The organism is Microvirga sp. VF16 (assembly GCF_016864375.1).
GTDB lineage: Bacteria > Pseudomonadota > Alphaproteobacteria > Rhizobiales > Beijerinckiaceae > Microvirga.
This window is the reverse complement of the sequence record NZ_CP069354.1, coordinates 1,988,034-2,005,132: the sequence shown is the minus strand read 5'-3', so window position 1 is coordinate 2,005,132 and position 17,099 is coordinate 1,988,034. Positions and strand designations below refer to the sequence as shown.

The window sequence follows — 17,099 nt, the reverse complement described above, 5'->3', positions numbered from 1 at the left end:
AGGGAGGTTTTCGACCAACCCTTTAAACCGGAACGCGCGTGGGTTTTGGACCCACGCGCCGGATAACCTTAGACGCGGCGACGCTTGCGCGGGCGGCAGCCGTTGTGCGGGATCGGCGTCACGTCACGGATCGAGGTGACGGTGAAGCCGGCCGACTGGAGGGCGCGCAGAGCAGACTCACGGCCGGAGCCGGGGCCGGACACCTCGACCTCGAGGGTACGCATGCCATGCTCGGCAGCCTTGCGGGCCGCATCTTCAGCGGCGATCTGCGCCGCATACGGGGTCGACTTACGCGAACCCTTGAAACCCATGGCGCCAGCCGAGGACCAGGAAATCGTGTTGCCCTGGGCGTCGGTGATGGTGATCATGGTGTTGTTGAACGAGGCGTTCACATGCGCCACGCCGGAAACGATGTTCTTGCGTTCGCGGCGGCGGACGCGGGTAGCTTCTTTAGCCATTCGAAAGATCCTTCAAGCGCGCCCGTCGTTCCAGGCGCTCGGGAGAAAAGGCCACCCGCCAGGGGTGGCCAAAAAATTACTTCTTCTTGCCGGCGATCGGCTTCGACTTACCCTTGCGGGTACGAGCGTTCGTGTGGGTGCGCTGACCGCGAACGGGCAGGCTGCGGCGGTGACGCAGGCCACGGTAAGCGGCGAGATCCATCAGGCGCTTGATGTTCATGGACACTTCGCGGCGCAGATCGCCTTCGACGACGTAGTCGCGGTCGATCGTCTCGCGGATGGCCAGAACCTCGGCGTCGGTCAACTGGTTCACGCGGCGCTCGGCCGGGATATTGACCTTCTCGATGATCTCTTGGGCCTTCTTGGGTCCAATGCCGTGGATATACTGAAGCGCGATCACAACGCGCTTGGCGGTCGGGATGTTGACGCCTGCAATACGGGCCATCGTCCGTCTCCATGTAAGAAGCAAATGCTTCGGGTTTTGATTATCGCGCGTCCGGTGGAGGCCGGCCCCTGCGCGGGCTTATGCAAAACAAAACGACCCGAGTGACTTCTCACGAAGCCCTCCGAGCCGAGCGCCTTCTTTTGCAAGTGGAGGCACATAGCCGCTTTTTGGCGCTACGTCAACCGGCTTCTATCACCTCCTCACTCTGATCAGTTTTGATGGCATGCTCACGGCCTTATGTTCCCATTTTGTTCTTTACAAGCGCAGTTATATGATGTAACGTTATAAATACTCGTTAAGGCATTGTAGCTATGGCCCAATCCAGACTTTCAGATCGTTATTTGTTGTAGATACAATCCAAGCTCAACTTGTTGCGGGCAAGAGCCCTCGCACTTCGCTCACGACACCCCCTTGAGCAACGCTATGACCCTAATCAGCCCCGAGTTCCTGCTGGTTCTTCTAGTGGAGGACAATGAACGAGTGGCGGCGGTAGTTCGAGTAGCCCCACACGGTCAAACAACGAGACAGGTCAGAGGGTCCGCCCAAGATCAGTTGAAGAAGGGGGAGCGGGCAGAATCACCTTGGCGTCTCAAGCACGGCGCTCAGTATGTGAAGCGCAGTATGAGTGCGACTTGTTCCAATGCAGACTTGTTCGAATCCCAAACTGCTATTCACAAGCGATGGTCTGCAAGGTCGCGTGCGATAAGGGCCACCCTTATCCTTCCCTTAAATTATTAAGGCGATCCCATGATTATTGCTAAGCGCAAGCTCAACTACATGCTGGAAGATGGAACAAACGTGACTGTTCCCGTTTGCCTTTTTTCACCGTTTACAACGGTCAAGACTGGGCATGCCAATATACGATTGAATGGCCGAATGGTGTGGAGACGTATACCATCTATGGCTTGGATCAGATGCAAGCTGTTGTTCTTGCACTTCAAGGTGTCGGCGCAAGCCTTTATCTTAGCGACTACCACCAAACTGGTCGTCTCTATTTTGACAAACTGGGCAATGGATACGGTTTCCCTGTTCCCAAGAATATCCGTGATATGCTTGTGGGAGACGACAAGGAATTTGACAGTTGAAGTGTCAAGAATCGTGGGCGGAGCGCACCGTCACCGCCCAAGGATTGCCCTGATCTCTTCCGTCACCGCATCAATAGGCTTCATGCCATCGACAGTCTTCAGCATGCCCGTGCGCTCGTAATAGGCCGAAAGCGGAGCCGTCTGCTTCCTGTAGGCATCCAGCCGGGTCTTGAAGACCTCCGGGTTGTCGTCCTTGCGCACCGGCTCTCCGCGGGCCTCGGACTCCTTGGCCCGCTTGACGATCCGGTCCACCAACTCGGCTTCGTTCACCTTGAATTCGACGACGGCATCGAGCCTGAGGCCCTTGGCAGACAGCATGGCGTCGAAGGCTTCGGCCTGCGCCACGGTCCGGGGAAAACCATCGAGGATGAAGCCGCTCCTGGCGTCTGCCTCCTCGATTCGGTCGGCGATGATGCCGACGACGATGTCGTCCGACACCAGGTCGCCCCGGTCCATGACTTCCTTGGCCTTGAGGCCGACCGGCGTGCCGGCAGCCACAGCTGCGCGGAGCATGTCGCCCGTCGAAAGCTGAGGAATTCCCAGCCGTTCAACCAGACGCACAGCCTGAGTGCCTTTTCCGGCCCCCGGCGGCCCCAGCAGGATGATCCTCATCGACGTCCCCCTCACTTCGTCGAATCTGCTCGCCTTCGGCGAGTTGTTCAATCTTAGCGTCTGCGCGCGCCCTTGAGCTTCGCCTTCTTGACGAGGCCCTCGTACTGGTGAGCCAACAGATGGCCATGCACCTGCGCGACCGTGTCCATGGTAACAGACACGACGATCAGAAGCGAAGTGCCGCCAAAGTAGAATGGCAAAGCCGCATAGGACACCAGCAGTTCGGGAATCAGGCAGATAATCACCAGATAGGCGGCGCCCAACACGGTGATGCGGGTCAGCACCTGATCGATGAAATCGGCCGTGCGCTCGCCGGGACGGATGCCCGGAATGAAGCCGCCCTGCTTCTTCAGATTGTCCGCCGTCTCCGTAGGATTGAAGACGATGGCCGTATAGAAGAAGGCGAAGAATACGATCAACGCCGCATACAGGAACATATAGGCTGGACGCCCATGACCCAGATAAGTCGTGAGCATGGAGATGAAGCCAGTGCCGTCCGTGCCGGTCTGGAAGCTGGCGATAGTGGCCGGCAGCAGAAGCAGCGACGACGCGAAGATCGGCGGGATCACGCCCGAGGTGTTCAGCTTGAGCGGCAGGAACGAGGTCTGACCCTCATACATCCGGTTGCCGACCTGGCGCTTCGGATAGTTGATGAGCAGACGGCGCTGAGCGCGTTCCATGAACACGACAAAGTAGATGATGGCGATCGCCATCACGATGACACCGAGGATCAACCCCGTCGAGATCGCGCCCTGGCGGCCAAGTTCGAGGGTACCGGCGATGGCCGACGGCAGGTTGGCCACGATGCCGGCGAAGATGATCAGCGAGGTGCCGTTACCGATACCACGCGAGGTGATCTGCTCGCCGAGCCACATCAGGAACATCGTTCCGCCAGTCAGCGTGATCACGGTCGAGATCAGGAAGAACGGCCCGGGCGCCTGCACGATGGTGCCGGAACTCTGCAGGCCGACGGCGATACCCCAGGACTGGAAGACAGCGAGGAACACCGTGAGATATCGGGTGTACTGGTTTAGGATCTTGCGACCCGCCTCGCCTTCCTTCTTGAGCGCCTCGAGGGAGGGCAGAACGGAGGTGAGGAGCTGGACGATGATCGATGCCGAGATATACGGCATGATGTTCAGGGCAAAGATGGCCATGCGCTCCACGGCGCCGCCCGAGAACATGTTGAAGAGGCCGAGCACGCCGCCGCTGGCGTTCTGGAAGCTCTGAGCCAGGGCCTCCGGATTGATGCCGGGCAGCGGGATATAGGTGCCGAGACGGTAGACGATGAGGGCGCCTAGGGTGAACCAGATGCGCTTCTTCAGCTCATCGGCCTTGGCGATGGCGCCGAAATTGATGTTTGCCGCAAGTTGCTCGGCTGCTGAGGCCATAGTGGTGTCCCCGAAATACCTGGTACGTGACGATCATCACGCAAACGGCGGCCACGCGATCAGACGCGGGCCGCCGCTTGGATCTTAGTCAATGTGGGCGCGGGCTCACGCCTGCGCAACGGCACCCAGGAGGGTAACCGAGCCACCAGCCTTCTCGATCGCTTCGACGGCCGACTTGGACGCGCCATGGACCTGGAAGGAAAGCTTAGCCTTGAGCTCGCCGACGCCGAGGATCTTCACGCCGTCGCGCGGCTTGGAGACCACACCGGCGGCCACCAGCGACTCGACTGTCACGGCAGCGCCCTTGTCGAGCTTGCCGGCCTCGATAGCCTGCTGGATACGGCCGACATTAACCTCGTTCAGGTCAATCGCGTTCGGCTTGTTGAAGCCGCGCTTCGGCAGACGACGGTGCAGAGGCATCTGACCGCCTTCGAAGCCCTTGATGGACACGCCGGTGCGGGACTTCTGTCCCTTCACGCCGCGACCACCGGTCTTGCCCTTGCCGGAGCCGATACCACGGCCGACGCGCATACGGTTCTTGGTGGAACCTTCGTTGTCACGAATTTCGTTGAGTTTCATGACGCTCTCCTCACTGCCCGTCTACAACGCGCACGAGGTGCTTGACCTTCTCGATCATGCCGCGAACTGCAGGCGTGTCTTCCAAGGTCGAAGTACGGTGAAGCTTGTTGAGCTTGAGACCGATCAGCGTCTGGCGCTGCTTGGCCTCGCGACGGATCGGCGAACCGATCTGCTCAACGGTGACGGTGGATGCTGCAGCAGCAGGCTTCTTTGCCATGGTTACAGCCTCCCTTACGCTTCAGCGCCAGCGGCTTCGCTGGTGTCAGCGTCACGGCGGCGAGCCTGCAGCGTCGAGACCTTCAGGCCACGGCGAGCAGCGACCGAACGCGGGCTGTCCTCGTTCTTGAGCGCGTCGAAAGTCGCGCGGACGAGGTTATAGGGATTCGACGAGCCGAGCGACTTCGCAACGACGTCCTGCATGCCCACCACCTCGAAGACGGCGCGCATCGGACCGCCGGCGATGATGCCGGTACCCTGAGGAGCGGCACGCAGCACGACCTTACCGGCGCCATGGCGGCCGTTCACGTCGTGGTGAAGCGTGCGGCCCTCACGGAGAGCGACGCGGATCATGGAGCGCTTCGCAGCGTCCGTTGCCTTACGGATGGCTTCCGGCACTTCGCGAGCCTTGCCGTGGCCGAAGCCGACGCGGCCCTTCTGATCGCCGACGACCACGAGAGCAGCGAAGCCGAAGCGACGGCCGCCCTTCACGACTTTGGCGACGCGGTTGATGTGGACCAGGCGGTCCACGAATTCGCTGTCGCGCTCTTCGCGATCAGCACGTTCTCTTGGTTCTCTAGCCATGAGACCTCTCACTTGCGCGGGCGGCGGGCCCGCTCGCTAAGGGTTGCTTGGATTATACCCGCCGTTAGAAATCCAGACCGCCTTCACGAGCAGCGTCGGCCAGAGCCTTGACGCGTCCGTGATAGAGGTAGCCCGAGCGGTCGAAGATGACCTGCTTCACGCCGGCCTTCGCCGCGCGCTCAGCAACGAGCTTGCCCACTTCCTTCGCCGCATCGATAGTGGCGCCGGTCTTGAGCTTGCCCTTCACGTCAGCCTCGAGGGTCGAAGCCGAGGCGACCGTGTGGCCGCGCACGTCATCGATAACCTGGGCATAGATCTGCTTGGACGAACGGAAGACCGACAAACGCGGACGGCCATTCGCTGCCTTCTTGATCGCACGGCGCACACGAGCCTTGCGGCGATCTTCAGCGCCTTTCTTCTCAGCCATGATACGTCGTCCTTACTTCTTCTTGCCTTCCTTGCGGAAGATGAACTCGTTGGCATACTTGACGCCCTTGCCCTTATAGGGCTCCGGACCGCGGTATTCGCGGATCTCGGCGGCAGTCTGACCAACGACCTGCTTGTCGATGCCGACAACGACGACTTCCGTCGGCTTCGGTGTCGTGATCGTCACGCCGGCCGGGATCTCGTAGTCGATATCGTGGCTATAGCCCAGCGACAGCTTCAGCACCTTGCCGGCAACGGCGGCCTTGTAGCCGACGCCGTTGATCTCAAGGCGCTTCTCGAAGCCCTTGGACACGCCTTCGACCAGGTTCGCCACCTGAGCGCGGGACATACCCCACTTCGCACGGGCCGTCTTGGACTCGTCGCGCGGGTTAACCGACACGGCGCCGTCTTCGAGAACAACCGACACTTCTTCGGGAACGAGGAACGAGAGTTCGCCCTTCGAGCCCTTAACTTTCACCATCTGACCGTCAACGGTCGCCGTCACACCTGACGGAACCGGAACGGGCTTCTTGCCTACTCGGGACATTTTCGAATCTCCGTGGTTCTGTGCGGGTGCTAAGTCTTAGAAGACCTTGCAGAGCACTTCGCCGCCCACGTTCTTCTCCCGGGCCTCGTGATCGGCCATCACGCCCTGGGGCGTCGAGAGAATGGTGATGCCCAGCCCGTCAGCCACGCGCGGCATGGTGTCGACGGAAGCATACACGCGGCGGCCCGGCTTGGAGACTCGCTCGATGGAGCGGATCACCGGCTGGCCGTCATAGTACTTCAGCTCGATCGAGAACTCGGTCCGGCCGTTGCCGAACTCGGTCTGCGAGTAGTCGCGGATGTAGCCCTCGGACTTCAGAACCTCGAGGACGCGAGCGCGGAGCTTCGAGCCAGGGGTGGAGACGGACCCGCGACGGCGCATTTGCGCGTTGCGGATACGGGTGAGCATATCGCCCAACGGATCGTTGATCATATGATGCCCTCCCCCTTACCAGCTGGACTTCACAAGGCCCGGGATCAGGCCCTTGTTGCCGAGCTCGCGCAGAGCGATACGCGACATGCCGAGCTTGCGGTAGTAAGCGCGCGGGCGGCCTGTGATCTCGCAGCGGTTGCGGATACGGGTCTTGCTCGCGTTGCGCGGCAGCTCAGCCAGCTTGAGGCGCGCCTCGAAGCGCTCCTCCATGGACTTCGACTCGTCGTTGGCGACCGCCAGGAGGCGCTCGCGGCGGCCAGCGAACTTCTTCACTAGCTCACGACGATGCTTGTTCTTCTCAATAGCGCTTTTCTTAGCCATGCTTTTATCTCCAGTGTCCGCGTTTGAGGACAGCTATCCTCACTGCCGGAACGGGAAGTTGAAGTGACGCAGCAGGGCGCGGGCTTCTTCGTCGGTCTTCGCCGTAGTGGTGATGACGACGTCCATGCCCCAAACCTGCTCGACCCTATCGTAATTGATCTCAGGGAACACCAGGTGCTCCTTGATACCCATTGCGTAGTTGCCGCGGCCGTCGAACGACTTGGGGTTCAGGCCCCGGAAGTCGCGGACGCGCGGGAGAGCGATGGTCACGAGACGGTCAAGGAATTCGTACATACGAACCTTGCGCAGCGTAACCTTGGCGCCGATCGGCATGTTCTCGCGGACCTTGAACTGCGAGATAGCCTTACGGGCCTTCGTGATCACCGGCTTCTGGCCGGCGATGAGCGCGAGATCGGCAGCAGCGACCGAAGCCTTCTTCGAGTCGGCGGTCGATTCGCCAACACCCATGTTGAGGACGATCTTCTCGATCGTCGGCACTTCCATGGGGTTCTTGTAGCCGAATTCTTCAATGAGCTTCGGACGCACCACTTCCTCGTAGTGCTTCTTCAGCCGCGGCGTGTAGCCGTCCACCTGAGCCTTAGCCATCGATCAGGTCTCCCGAACGCTTGGCGAAACGAACCTTGCGGCCGTCTTCGAGAACTTTGAAACCAACCCGGGTCGGCTTGCCGTCCTTCGGGTCCGCGTAGGCCAGGTTCGACAGATGGATGCTCGCCTCTTTCGAGATGATGCCACCCTCGGAGTTTGCCGTCTGGCGCTGGTGACGCTTCACGATGTTCACGCCACGGACGACCGCGCGCTCTTCCTTCGGGAGCATCTGCACGACTTCACCGGTCTTGCCCTTGTCGCGACCGGTCAGGACGACGACCTTATCGCCCTTCTTGATCTTCGCGGCCATTAGAGCACCTCCGGCGCAAGCGAAATGATTTTCATGTGGTTCTTGGCACGCAGTTCACGCGGAACGGGGCCGAAGATACGGGTGCCGACCGGCTCTTTCTGATTGTTGATCAGAACGGCGGCATTGCGGTCAAAACGGATGACCGAGCCGTCAGCGCGACGGATGTCCTTCGCGGTGCGAACGACGACTGCCTTCATGACATCGCCCTTCTTCACGCGACCGCGCGGAATAGCCTCTTTTACGGATACGACGATGATATCGCCCACGGAAGCGTACTTACGCTTCGAACCGCCGAGAACCTTGATGCACATCACGCGACGGGCGCCGGAATTGTCGGCGACGTCAAGATTCGTCTGCATCTGGATCATGGCTTTGATCCTTTCCTTTGTTTCAGACAGGTTTCCGGGCCAAGGCAGGATTGCCCCCCGGACTACGCCTGACGGGGATCTCATGTCCCCTGCCCTTCAAATGTCGAGAGAGGCGGCCGTATACACGAACCGCCCCTTTAAGACAACCCCTAGCGAAGGCCTTTTTAAGCCTTCGCTTGGTCGACGAGCACCCAGGTCTTGAGTTTGGAGAGCGGCTTGGTCTCTTCAATGAAGACCGTGTCGCCCACCTTGGCTGTGTTGTTCTCATCATGAGCGTGGTAGTTCTTCGTCTTACGCACGGTCTTCTTCATGACCGGGTGCGTGAAACGGCGCTCTACCTTCACGACGACCGTCTTGTCCTGCTTGTCGCTGACAACGACGCCCTGCAAAACGCGCTTTGGCATCTTGAATCCCTCTTAAGCCTTCGCCGCGGCCGACTTCTGGCGCTGCAGCGTCTTGACGCGGGCGATGTCCCTGCGGACTTCACGGACACGTCCGGTGTTCTCGAGTTGGCCGGTGGCGCGCTGGAAGCGGAGGTTGAACTGCTCCTTCTTCAGGTTCAGCAGCTCATCCGACAGCTGGTCCTTCGACATCGCGTTGAGGTCAGAGGCTCTCTGCTTAGACTTCATGATCCCCTCCTTACTCGGCAATGCGCTGGATGAAGCGCGTCTTGATCGGGAGCTTCGCAGCGCCGAGGCGCAGGGCCTCGCGAGCGATGTCCTCGGATACGCCGTCGATCTCGAACATGATACGGCCAGGCTTCACCTTGGCCGCCCAGAATTCGGGAGCGCCCTTACCCTTACCCATACGCACTTCGGTCGGCTTCGACGACACCGGCACGTCCGGGAAGATCCGGATCCACACACGACCCGCGCGCTTCATGGCGCGGGTGATCGCGCGGCGAGCCGCTTCGATCTGACGAGCGTTGATGCGCTCGGGTTCCATCGCCTTCAGGCCGAACTGGCCGAAGTTGAGGTCCGTGCCGCCCTTCGCGGTGCCGGAAATACGGCCCTTGAACTGCTTACGGAACTTGGTTTTCTTCGGTTGCAACATGGCAACAAACCTCTCCTGACCTCTCGGTTACGCCGCCTGCTCGCGGCGGCCACCGGAGCGGCCTCCTTCGTCGTTCATCCGCTTGTCCTGGGCCATCGGATCGTGCTCAAGGATTTCGCCCTTGAAGATCCAGACCTTGATGCCGCAGGTGCCATAGGTCGTGAAGGCCGTGGACGTGCCGTAATCCACGTCCGCACGCAGCGTGTGCAGCGGAACGCGGCCCTCGCGGTACCATTCGAGGCGGGCGATTTCAGCGCCACCCAGACGGCCCGAGCAGTTGATACGGATGCCCTCGGCGCCCAGACGCATGGCCGACTGAACGGCGCGCTTCATGGCACGGCGGAAAGCGACACGGCGCTCGAGCTGCTGAGCGATCGAGTCGGCCACCAGCGTCGCGTCGACTTCCGGCTTGCGGACTTCGACGATGTTGATCGCCACGTCGGCGTCCGTCATCTTCGAGACGAGCTTGCGCAGCTTCTCGATGTCCGCACCCTTCTTGCCGATCACCACGCCCGGACGGCCCGAGTGGATAGTGACGCGGCACTTCTTGTGCGGACGCTCGATGACGATCTTCGAAACGGCGGCCTGCTTCAGCTGCTTCATGAGAGCTTCGCGGATCGCCATGTCCTCGTGCATCAGCTTGGCGTACTCGCCCTTGCCGGCGAACCAGCGCGAGTCCCAGGTCCGGTTGATGCCGAGCCGAAGACCGATCGGGTTAACTTTCTGACCCATCTGGTTCTCCTTTATGCCTGTTCGGCAACTTCCCGAACCACGATCGTGAGGTTCGAGAACGGCTTCATGATACGAGCACCCCGGCCACGGGCCCGGGCGTGGAAGCGCTTCATGACGAGCGCCTTGCCGACGAAAGCCTGGCTGACGACGAGATCATCCACATCGAGATTGTGGTTGTTCTCGGCGTTGGCAATGGCGCTCTCGAGGCACTTCTTCACGTCGCGAGCGATGCGCTTGCGTGAGAACTCGAGATCGGCGAGAGCCGCAGAAACTTTCTTGCCGCGGATAAGGGCCGCAACAAGGTTGAGCTTCTGGGGGCTGACGCGCAGCATGCGAGCGACGGCTTGAGCCTCAGTGTCGCTCAGTGCGCGAGGAGTCGCGGCCTTACCCATCTTACTTCCTCTTCGCCTTCTTGTCCGCCGCGTGGCCGTGGAACGTGCGGGTCGGCGAGAACTCGCCGAACTTGTGACCCACCATTTCCTCGCTCACGGAGACGGGAATGTGCTTCTGACCGTTGTAGACCCCGAAAGTGAGGCCCACGAACTGCGGGAGAATCGTGGAGCGGCGGCTCCAGATCTTGATAACCTCGTTGCGGCCCGAGGAACGGGCAGCCTCGGCCTTCTTGAGGAGGTAGCCGTCGACGAACGGACCCTTCCAAAGCGAACGTGCCATGACGTGCCTCTATCCTTACTTCTTCCGAGCGTGGCGGCTCGACACGATGAACTTGTCGGTCCGCTTGTTCGAACGGGTTTTCTTGCCCTTGGTCGGTACGCCCCACGGGGATACCGGATGGCGACCACCGGAGGTGCGGCCCTCACCACCACCGTGCGGGTGGTCGATCGGATTCATGGCGACACCGCGGTTATGCGGGCGCTTGCCGAGCCAACGGTTACGACCAGCCTTACCGATCGAGGTGTTCATGTGGTCCGGGTTCGACACCGCGCCGACGCTGGCGAAGCACAGGCCATGGACCAGACGTTGCTCGCCGGAGTTCAGGCGGATCGTCACGTAGCCCTGGTCACGACCCACGATCTGAGCGTAGGTGCCGGCGGAGCGGGCGAGTGCGCCGCCCTTGCCGATCTTCAGCTCGACATTGTGGATGATCGTTCCCACCGGCATGTTGCCGATCGGCATCGCGTTGCCCGGCTTAATGTCGACCTGCTCGCCAGCCGACACCTGATCGCCGACAGCCAGACGCTGCGGGGCCAGGATGTAGGACTGCTCGCCGTCGGCGTAACCGATGAGCGCAATGAAGGCGGTGCGGTTGGGATCGTACTCGATCCGCTCCACGGTCGCCACATCGCCCAGACGGGTACGACGCTTGAAGTCGACCAGACGGAGGGTGCGCTTGTGACCACCGCCACGGAAGCGGACGGTCACGCGACCCAGGTTGTTACGGCCGCCGGAGGAGTTCTTGCCCTCCGTCAGCTTCTTGACCGGCTTGCCCTTGTAGAGCTCGCTGCGGTCGACGATCACCAGCTGGCGCAGGCCGGGGGTGATTGGTTTGAATGTTTTCAAAGCCATCGGATCACTCTCTCAACCGATCAGAGGCCCGTCGTGACGTCGATGGTCTGGCCCTCTGCGAGGGTTACGACCGCCTTCTTCACGTCCGACCGCTGGCCGCGGGTGCCGCGGAACATCTTCACTTTGCCCTTGGTGACGAGCGTGTTGACGCTCTTCACCTTGACATCGAACAGCTTCTCAACCGCTTCCTTGATCTGCGGCTTCGTCGCATCCAGCCGCACCTTGAAGACGACCTTGTTCTGTTCGGACAGGGTCGTGGCCTTCTCAGTGATGACCGGGCTTACGATCACATCGTAATGGCGCGGGTCCAGGCTCATTTGAAGCGCGCCTCCAGCGCATCGACAGCCGACTTCGTGAGAACAAGCTTCTCGCGACGCAGGATGTCATAGACGTTGATGCCCTGCACCGGCAGGACGTCGATGTTCGGGATGTTGCGAGCAGCCCGCTGGAAGTTCGTCTCGATCTCGGCTCCGCCGATGATCAGGGCGTTGCCGAGGCCGAGCTTGCCGAAGCGCTCGACGAGAGCCTTCGTCTTCGGCTCGGCGAGCTTCACGTCGTCGATCACGACGAGCGAGGCGTCCTTGGCCTTGGACGAAAGCGCATGCTTCAGGGCCAGAGCGCGAACCTTCTTGGGCAGGTCGTGAGCATGGCTGCGGACCTGCGGGCCAAAGGCACGACCGCCGCCCCGGAACTGGGGAGCGCTCGCTGCGCCGTGACGGGCGCTACCTGTGCCCTTCTGCTTGTAGACCTTCTTCGTCGTCCGGTCGATGTCCGAACGATTCTTGACGGCGTGCGTTCCGGCCTGGCGCTTCGCGAGCTGCCAGCGGACGCAACGGGCGAGCAGATCGGCGCGCGGCTCGAGACCGAAAATGGCCTCGTTGAGATCCACGGAACCGGCCTTGGCGCCTTCGAGCGTGGTGACATCAAGCTTCATCACGCATTCTCCTCTTGGGCCTGCTCAGCCTGGGCGGCCGGCGCAGCATCGTTGGCCGTGCGGAACGAGCCGGGCATCGGCACTTCCTTCGGCAGCTTGCGCTTCACCGCATCGCGGACGAAGATCCAGCCGCCGGCAACGCCGGGAACGGCGCCTTCAACGAGGATCAGACCGCGCTCGACGTCGGTCGACACGACACGCAGGTTCTGCGTGGTGACGCGCTCCACACCCAGGTGACCCGGCATCTTCTTGTTCTTGAACGTCTTGCCCGGATCCTGGCGGCCACCGGTCGAACCGATCGAGCGGTGGGAGACCGACACGCCGTGCGTGGCGCGCAGTCCGCCGAAGTTCCAGCGCTTCATGCCGCCGGCGAAGCCCTTACCGGTCGTGATGCCCGTGACATCCACGAACTGACCGGCAATGAAGTGATCAGCGGTGATCTCGGCGCCGACCGGGATGACAGCATCCTCGGAGACGCGGAACTCCGCGAGCTTGCGCTTCGGCTCGACCTGGGCAACGGCGAAACTTCCGCGCTCGGCCTTCGAAACGTTCTTCACCTTGGCCTTGCCGACGCCGACCTGCAGCGCGGTGTAGCCGTTCTTTTCCTTGGTCCGGTGGGCGACGACTTGGCAGCTGTCGACCTTCAGAACCGTGACCGGGACATGCTCGCCTGCATCCGTGAAGATGCGGGTCATCCCGACTTTCTGTGCAATGACGCCTGAGCGCATGTGCGTATCCTCTCGGCGTGTCTACCGAAGGCTCCAAGCCCGAGGCTTAGAGCTTGATTTCCACGTCCACACCAGCAGCGAGATCGAGCTTCATCAGAGCATCAACCGTCTGCGGGGTGGGGTCCACGATATCGAGAACACGCTTGTGAGTGCGCATCTCGAACTGCTCGCGCGACTTCTTGTCGATGTGCGGCGAGCGAAGCACCGTAAAGCGCTCGATGCGCGTCGGCAGCGGGATGGGTCCGCGCACCTGAGCGCCGGTCCGCTTCGCGGTCGACACGATTTCGCGTGTCGAAGCGTCGAGGATCCTGTGGTCGAACGCCTTAAGGCGAATACGAATGTTTTGACCGTTCATGGCTTATCCATTCAACAAGGGAAGCGACCGAGCCGAAACCCGGCCGCTGTCCTTTGATCCTCTCAAATTAATCCATCACGGCGGCGACGACGCCGGCGCCGACGGTGCGGCCGCCTTCGCGGATGGCGAAGCGCAGCTTCTCTTCCATGGCGATCGGCGCAATCAGCTCGACTTCCATCGTGATGTTGTCGCCCGGCATCACCATCTCGGTGCCCTCAGGCAGCTTCACCACCCCGGTCACGTCCGTCGTGCGGAAGTAGAACTGCGGCCGGTAGTTGCCGAAGAACGGCGTGTGACGGCCACCCTCTTCCTTGGTCAGGATGTACGCCTCGGCCTTGAACTTGGTGTGCGGCTTGATCGAGCCCGGCTTGCACAGCACCTGGCCGCGCTCCACGTCCTCGCGCTTCGTGCCGCGCAAGAGCACGCCGACGTTGTCGCCCGCCTGGCCCTGATCGAGCAGCTTGCGGAACATCTCGACGCCGGTCACCGTGGTCTTCTGCGTGTCGCGCAGACCCACGATCTCCACTTCCTCGCCGACCTTCACGATGCCGCGCTCGACGCGACCCGTCACCACCGTGCCACGGCCCGAGATCGAGAACACGTCCTCGATCGGCATCAGGAACGGCTGGTCGATCGGACGCTCCGGCTGCGGGATGTAGCGGTCGACCTCGGCCATCAGCTCGAGCACGCGCTCGCGGCCGATCTCCGGCGACCGGTCCTCCAGCGCGCACAACGCCGAGCCCTTCACGATCGGAATGTCGTCGCCCGGGAAGTCGTACTTCGACAAAAGCTCGCGCACCTCGAGCTCGACCAGGTCGAGCAGCTCGGCGTCGTCGACCATGTCGACCTTGTTCATGAACACCACCAGGGCCGGCACACCGACCTGACGGGCGAGCAGGATGTGCTCGCGGGTCTGCGGCATCGGGCCGTCGGCCGACGACACCACCAGGATCGCGCCGTCCATCTGCGCCGCGCCGGTGATCATGTTCTTCACGTAGTCGGCGTGGCCGGGGCAGTCGACGTGGGCATAGTGCCGGTTCGTGGTCTCGTACTCCACGTGCGCGGTCGAGATCGTGATGCCGCGCGCCTTCTCTTCCGGCGCCTTGTCGATCTGGTCATAGGCCGTGAACGTCGCCCCGCCCGACTCCGCCAGAACCTTCGTGATCGCCGCCGTCAGAGACGTCTTGCCATGGTCCACGTGACCAATCGTCCCAATGTTGCAGTGCGGCTTAGTGCGCTCAAACTTTTCCTTCGCCATCGTGGCACCCGTTCCTTTGATCTTTCAAATATTCGCTTAGTGGGTTCAGGCGTATTTCGCCTGAACCTCGGCAGCCACGTTCGACGGCACCTGCTCGTAGTGGTCGAACTGCATGGTGTAGCTCGCACGCCCCTGGCTCATGCCGCGCAGGGTGTTGACGTAGCCGAACATGTTGGCGAGCGGGACCATCGCATTGATGACCACGGCATTGCCGCGCATGTCCTGACCCTGGATCTGGCCACGACGGGAGTTGAGATCACCGATCACCGAACCGGTGTAGTCCTCAGGAGTCGTGACTTCGACCTTCATCACGGGCTCGAGCAGAACCGATCCGCCCTTCTGGAGGGCCTCACGGAGAGCAGCGCGAGAAGCGATTTCGAAGGCCAGTGCCGACGAGTCGACTTCGTGGAAGGCACCGTCGATGAGCTCGACCTTGAGGTCGACCACCGGGAAGCCGGCGACGACGCCAGCGCCCACGACCGACTGGAGGCCTTTTTCAACGCCCGGGATGTATTCCTTCGGAACCGCACCGCCGACGATCTTCGACTCGAAGGCGAAGCCTGCACCCTGCTCGTTCGGCTGAACGACGATCTTGACGCGAGCGAACTGCCCGGTACCGCCGGTCTGCTTCTTGTGGGTGTAGTCAACTTCAGCCTTCTTCGTGATCGTCTCACGATAGGCGACCTGCGGAGCGCCGATATTCGCATCGACCTTGTAGGTACGACGGAGAATGTCGACCTTGATGTCGAGGTGAAGTTCGCCCATGCCCTTCAGAATCGTCTGGCCCGACTCCTGGTCGGTGGAGACGCGGAAGGACGGATCCTCGGCAGCCAGCTTCGAGAGAGCCAGACCCAGCTTTTCCTGGTCGGCCTTCGACTTCGGCTCGATCGCGATCTCGATGACGGGCTCAGGGAACTCCATACGCTCGAGGATGACGGCCTTGTTCGGATCGCAAAGCGTGTCGCCGGTGCGGACTTCCTTGAGGCCGGCCAGAGCGACGATGTCGCCGGCATAGGCTTCCTTGATGTCCTCACGGTTGTTCGCATGCATGAGAAGCATGCGGCCAACGCGCTCTTTCTTGTCGCGAGACGAGTTGAGCAGCGTGTCGCCGGCGTTCACCTTGCCCGAATACACGCGGCAGAAGGTGATCGTGCCCACGAAGGGGTCGTCCATGATCTTGAACGCGAGCATGGAGAAGCCTTCTTCGTCGGTCGGCTTACGGGTCGTCGGCTCTTCGGTCTTGAAGTCGATGCCCTGGATAGCCTCACGGTCTGCCGGGGACGGCAGGAAGTCCACGACCGCGTCGAGCAGGGGCTGAACGCCCTTGTTCTTGAACGCGGAACCACAGAGCACCGGATGGAAGGCGCGACGCTGCACGGCTGTACGGATCAGACGACGGAGGGTCGCCTCGTCGGGCTCCTGGCCTTCGAGGTAAGCAGCCAGAGCGTCGTCGTCCATTTCGACAGCGGCCTCGACGAGCTTGGCGCGATACTCGGCAGCCTGGTCCTTCAGGTCAGCTGGGATTTCGACCTCGTCGAAGCTGGCTCCGAGCGACTCGCCGGACCAGACCAGAGCCTTCATCTTGATCAGATCGACCATGCCACGGAAGTCGCTCTCGGCGCCGATCGGGATCTGAAGGCAGACGGGCTTACCGGCGACGCGCTTCACGATGTCATCGACGCAGTTGAAGAAGTTCGCGCCGGTCTTGTCCATCTTATTGACGAACACAACGCGGGGAACGTCATACTTGTCGGCCTGACGCCACACGGTCTCGGTCTGGGGCTCGACGCCCTGGTTGCCGTCGAGAACGCAGACGGCGCCGTCGAGCACGCGCAGCGAACGCTCGACTTCGATGGTGAAGTCGACGTGGCCGGGGGTGTCGATGATGTTCAGACGCTTGTTGTTCCAGAAGCAGGTGGTGGCAGCAGACGTGATCGTGATGCCACGCTCCTGCTCCTGCTCCATCCAGTCCATGGTGGCGGCACCTTCGTGCACTTCACCGATCTTGTGGGACTTACCGGTGTAGTACAGGATGCGCTCGGTCGTGGTGGTCTTGCCGGCATCGATGTGGGCCATGATGCCGAAATTACGGTAGTCCTCAATCGCGTGCGTGCGGGGCATCGCTCAGCTCCTC

The 17,099-nt window shown here is 61.5% G+C and carries 28 protein-coding genes; 1 reads left to right on the top strand and 27 read right to left on the bottom strand.

Translation table 11 applies throughout. The features are described from left to right. Positions 1–68: 68 nt before the first annotated feature. Positions 69–458, bottom strand: coding sequence for a 30S ribosomal protein S11 (gene rpsK / locus JO965_RS09550; RefSeq protein ID WP_009764323.1), 390 nt, complete (start codon positions 456–458; stop codon positions 69–71). 76 nt (positions 459–534) lie between these two features. Continuing rightward, positions 535–903, bottom strand: a complete 369-nt coding sequence (gene rpsM, locus JO965_RS09545) for a 30S ribosomal protein S13 (RefSeq protein ID WP_203443411.1) — start codon at positions 901–903, stop codon at positions 535–537. Positions 904–1,715: 812 nt separating this feature from the next. On the opposite strand from rpsM, the gene JO965_RS09540 reads away from it, so the two are divergent. Further along, complete coding sequence (locus tag JO965_RS09540) at positions 1,716–1,988, top strand: hypothetical protein (protein WP_203443410.1); 273 nt, start codon at positions 1,716–1,718, stop codon at positions 1,986–1,988. A gap of 30 nt (positions 1,989–2,018) precedes the next feature. On the opposite strand, the gene JO965_RS09535 is transcribed toward JO965_RS09540, so the two are convergent. The 25 genes from JO965_RS09535 to fusA form a co-directional block, all read right to left on the bottom strand. Next, the gene (locus JO965_RS09535) at positions 2,019–2,600 is read right to left on the bottom strand and encodes an adenylate kinase (protein WP_203443409.1); all 582 of its coding nucleotides are present in this window, start codon (positions 2,598–2,600) and stop codon (positions 2,019–2,021) included. Positions 2,601–2,653: 53 nt separating this feature from the next. Continuing rightward, the gene (gene secY, locus JO965_RS09530) at positions 2,654–3,991 is read right to left on the bottom strand and encodes a preprotein translocase subunit SecY (protein ID WP_203443408.1); all 1,338 of its coding nucleotides are present in this window, start codon (positions 3,989–3,991) and stop codon (positions 2,654–2,656) included. Between the two features lie 105 nt (positions 3,992–4,096). Continuing rightward, complete coding sequence (gene rplO, locus JO965_RS09525) at positions 4,097–4,570, bottom strand: 50S ribosomal protein L15 (protein ID WP_203443407.1); 474 nt, start codon at positions 4,568–4,570, stop codon at positions 4,097–4,099. 10 nt (positions 4,571–4,580) lie between these two features. After that, a complete protein-coding gene (gene rpmD, locus JO965_RS09520; RefSeq protein ID WP_199047545.1) occupies positions 4,581–4,787 on the bottom strand; it encodes a 50S ribosomal protein L30 in 207 nt (68 codons plus the stop codon). 14 nt (positions 4,788–4,801) lie between these two features. After that, positions 4,802–5,371, bottom strand: a complete 570-nt coding sequence (gene rpsE, locus JO965_RS09515; RefSeq protein ID WP_099511403.1) for a 30S ribosomal protein S5 — start codon at positions 5,369–5,371, stop codon at positions 4,802–4,804. 64 nt (positions 5,372–5,435) lie between these two features. Beyond that, a complete protein-coding gene (gene rplR, locus JO965_RS09510; RefSeq protein WP_203443406.1) occupies positions 5,436–5,798 on the bottom strand; it encodes a 50S ribosomal protein L18 in 363 nt (120 codons plus the stop codon). 12 nt (positions 5,799–5,810) lie between these two features. Continuing rightward, a complete protein-coding gene (rplF, locus tag JO965_RS09505; protein ID WP_203443405.1) occupies positions 5,811–6,344 on the bottom strand; it encodes a 50S ribosomal protein L6 in 534 nt (177 codons plus the stop codon). Positions 6,345–6,380: 36 nt separating this feature from the next. Further along, positions 6,381–6,776 carry a 30S ribosomal protein S8 gene (rpsH, locus tag JO965_RS09500; RefSeq protein ID WP_173945696.1) on the bottom strand — a complete coding sequence of 132 codons (396 nt, stop codon included), beginning with the start codon at positions 6,774–6,776 and terminating at the stop codon, positions 6,381–6,383. A 15-nt stretch (positions 6,777–6,791) separates the two neighbouring features. Further along, positions 6,792–7,097 (bottom strand): 30S ribosomal protein S14, encoded by a 306-nt coding sequence (gene rpsN / locus JO965_RS09495; protein ID WP_036358373.1) that lies wholly within the window; start codon positions 7,095–7,097, stop codon positions 6,792–6,794. A 39-nt stretch (positions 7,098–7,136) separates the two neighbouring features. Continuing rightward, positions 7,137–7,703, bottom strand: a complete 567-nt coding sequence (gene rplE, locus JO965_RS09490; protein ID WP_173945697.1) for a 50S ribosomal protein L5 — start codon at positions 7,701–7,703, stop codon at positions 7,137–7,139. Next, positions 7,696–8,013, bottom strand: a complete 318-nt coding sequence (gene rplX / locus JO965_RS09485; RefSeq protein ID WP_203443404.1) for a 50S ribosomal protein L24 — start codon at positions 8,011–8,013, stop codon at positions 7,696–7,698. The genes rplE and rplX overlap by 8 nt, the downstream gene beginning before the upstream one ends. After that, positions 8,013–8,381: a 50S ribosomal protein L14 gene (gene rplN, locus JO965_RS09480; RefSeq protein WP_009764309.1), complete on the bottom strand. Its 369-nt coding sequence runs from the start codon at positions 8,379–8,381 to the stop codon at positions 8,013–8,015. Before rplN ends, rplX begins: the two co-directional genes overlap by 1 nt. Before the next feature lie 164 nt (positions 8,382–8,545). Then, the gene (rpsQ, locus tag JO965_RS09475; RefSeq protein WP_099511396.1) at positions 8,546–8,785 is read right to left on the bottom strand and encodes a 30S ribosomal protein S17; all 240 of its coding nucleotides are present in this window, start codon (positions 8,783–8,785) and stop codon (positions 8,546–8,548) included. 12 nt (positions 8,786–8,797) lie between these two features. Further along, positions 8,798–9,010 carry a 50S ribosomal protein L29 gene (gene rpmC / locus JO965_RS09470; protein ID WP_203443403.1) on the bottom strand — a complete coding sequence of 71 codons (213 nt, stop codon included), beginning with the start codon at positions 9,008–9,010 and terminating at the stop codon, positions 8,798–8,800. A 10-nt stretch (positions 9,011–9,020) separates the two neighbouring features. After that, entirely contained in the window at positions 9,021–9,434 is a 414-nt protein-coding gene (rplP, locus tag JO965_RS09465) for a 50S ribosomal protein L16 (RefSeq protein ID WP_203443402.1), read from the bottom strand. A gap of 27 nt (positions 9,435–9,461) precedes the next feature. Further along, entirely contained in the window at positions 9,462–10,166 is a 705-nt protein-coding gene (gene rpsC, locus JO965_RS09460) for a 30S ribosomal protein S3 (RefSeq protein ID WP_036358354.1), read from the bottom strand. Positions 10,167–10,177: 11 nt separating this feature from the next. Continuing rightward, positions 10,178–10,558, bottom strand: coding sequence for a 50S ribosomal protein L22 (gene rplV / locus JO965_RS09455; RefSeq protein WP_152712967.1), 381 nt, complete (start codon positions 10,556–10,558; stop codon positions 10,178–10,180). Between the two features lies 1 nt (position 10,559). Continuing rightward, a complete protein-coding gene (rpsS, locus tag JO965_RS09450) occupies positions 10,560–10,838 on the bottom strand; it encodes a 30S ribosomal protein S19 (protein ID WP_036358350.1) in 279 nt (92 codons plus the stop codon). 15 nt (positions 10,839–10,853) lie between these two features. Further along, complete coding sequence (rplB, locus tag JO965_RS09445) at positions 10,854–11,690, bottom strand: 50S ribosomal protein L2 (protein WP_203443401.1); 837 nt, start codon at positions 11,688–11,690, stop codon at positions 10,854–10,856. A 20-nt stretch (positions 11,691–11,710) separates the two neighbouring features. Next, positions 11,711–12,007, bottom strand: a complete 297-nt coding sequence (locus JO965_RS09440) for a 50S ribosomal protein L23 (protein ID WP_036358344.1) — start codon at positions 12,005–12,007, stop codon at positions 11,711–11,713. Then, positions 12,004–12,624 (bottom strand): 50S ribosomal protein L4, encoded by a 621-nt coding sequence (gene rplD / locus JO965_RS09435; protein ID WP_114947421.1) that lies wholly within the window; start codon positions 12,622–12,624, stop codon positions 12,004–12,006. The genes JO965_RS09440 and rplD overlap by 4 nt, the downstream gene beginning before the upstream one ends. Further along, positions 12,624–13,352, bottom strand: coding sequence for a 50S ribosomal protein L3 (rplC, locus tag JO965_RS09430; protein WP_203443400.1), 729 nt, complete (start codon positions 13,350–13,352; stop codon positions 12,624–12,626). The genes rplD and rplC overlap by 1 nt, the downstream gene beginning before the upstream one ends. A 46-nt stretch (positions 13,353–13,398) precedes the next feature. Then, the gene (gene rpsJ / locus JO965_RS09425) at positions 13,399–13,707 is read right to left on the bottom strand and encodes a 30S ribosomal protein S10 (RefSeq protein ID WP_009764298.1); all 309 of its coding nucleotides are present in this window, start codon (positions 13,705–13,707) and stop codon (positions 13,399–13,401) included. A gap of 67 nt (positions 13,708–13,774) precedes the next feature. Then, positions 13,775–14,965, bottom strand: coding sequence for an elongation factor Tu (gene tuf / locus JO965_RS09420; RefSeq protein ID WP_203443392.1), 1,191 nt, complete (start codon positions 14,963–14,965; stop codon positions 13,775–13,777). A 45-nt stretch (positions 14,966–15,010) separates the two neighbouring features. Continuing rightward, positions 15,011–17,086, bottom strand: a complete 2,076-nt coding sequence (gene fusA, locus JO965_RS09415) for an elongation factor G (RefSeq protein WP_203443399.1) — start codon at positions 17,084–17,086, stop codon at positions 15,011–15,013. Positions 17,087–17,099: the final 13 nt, after the last annotated feature.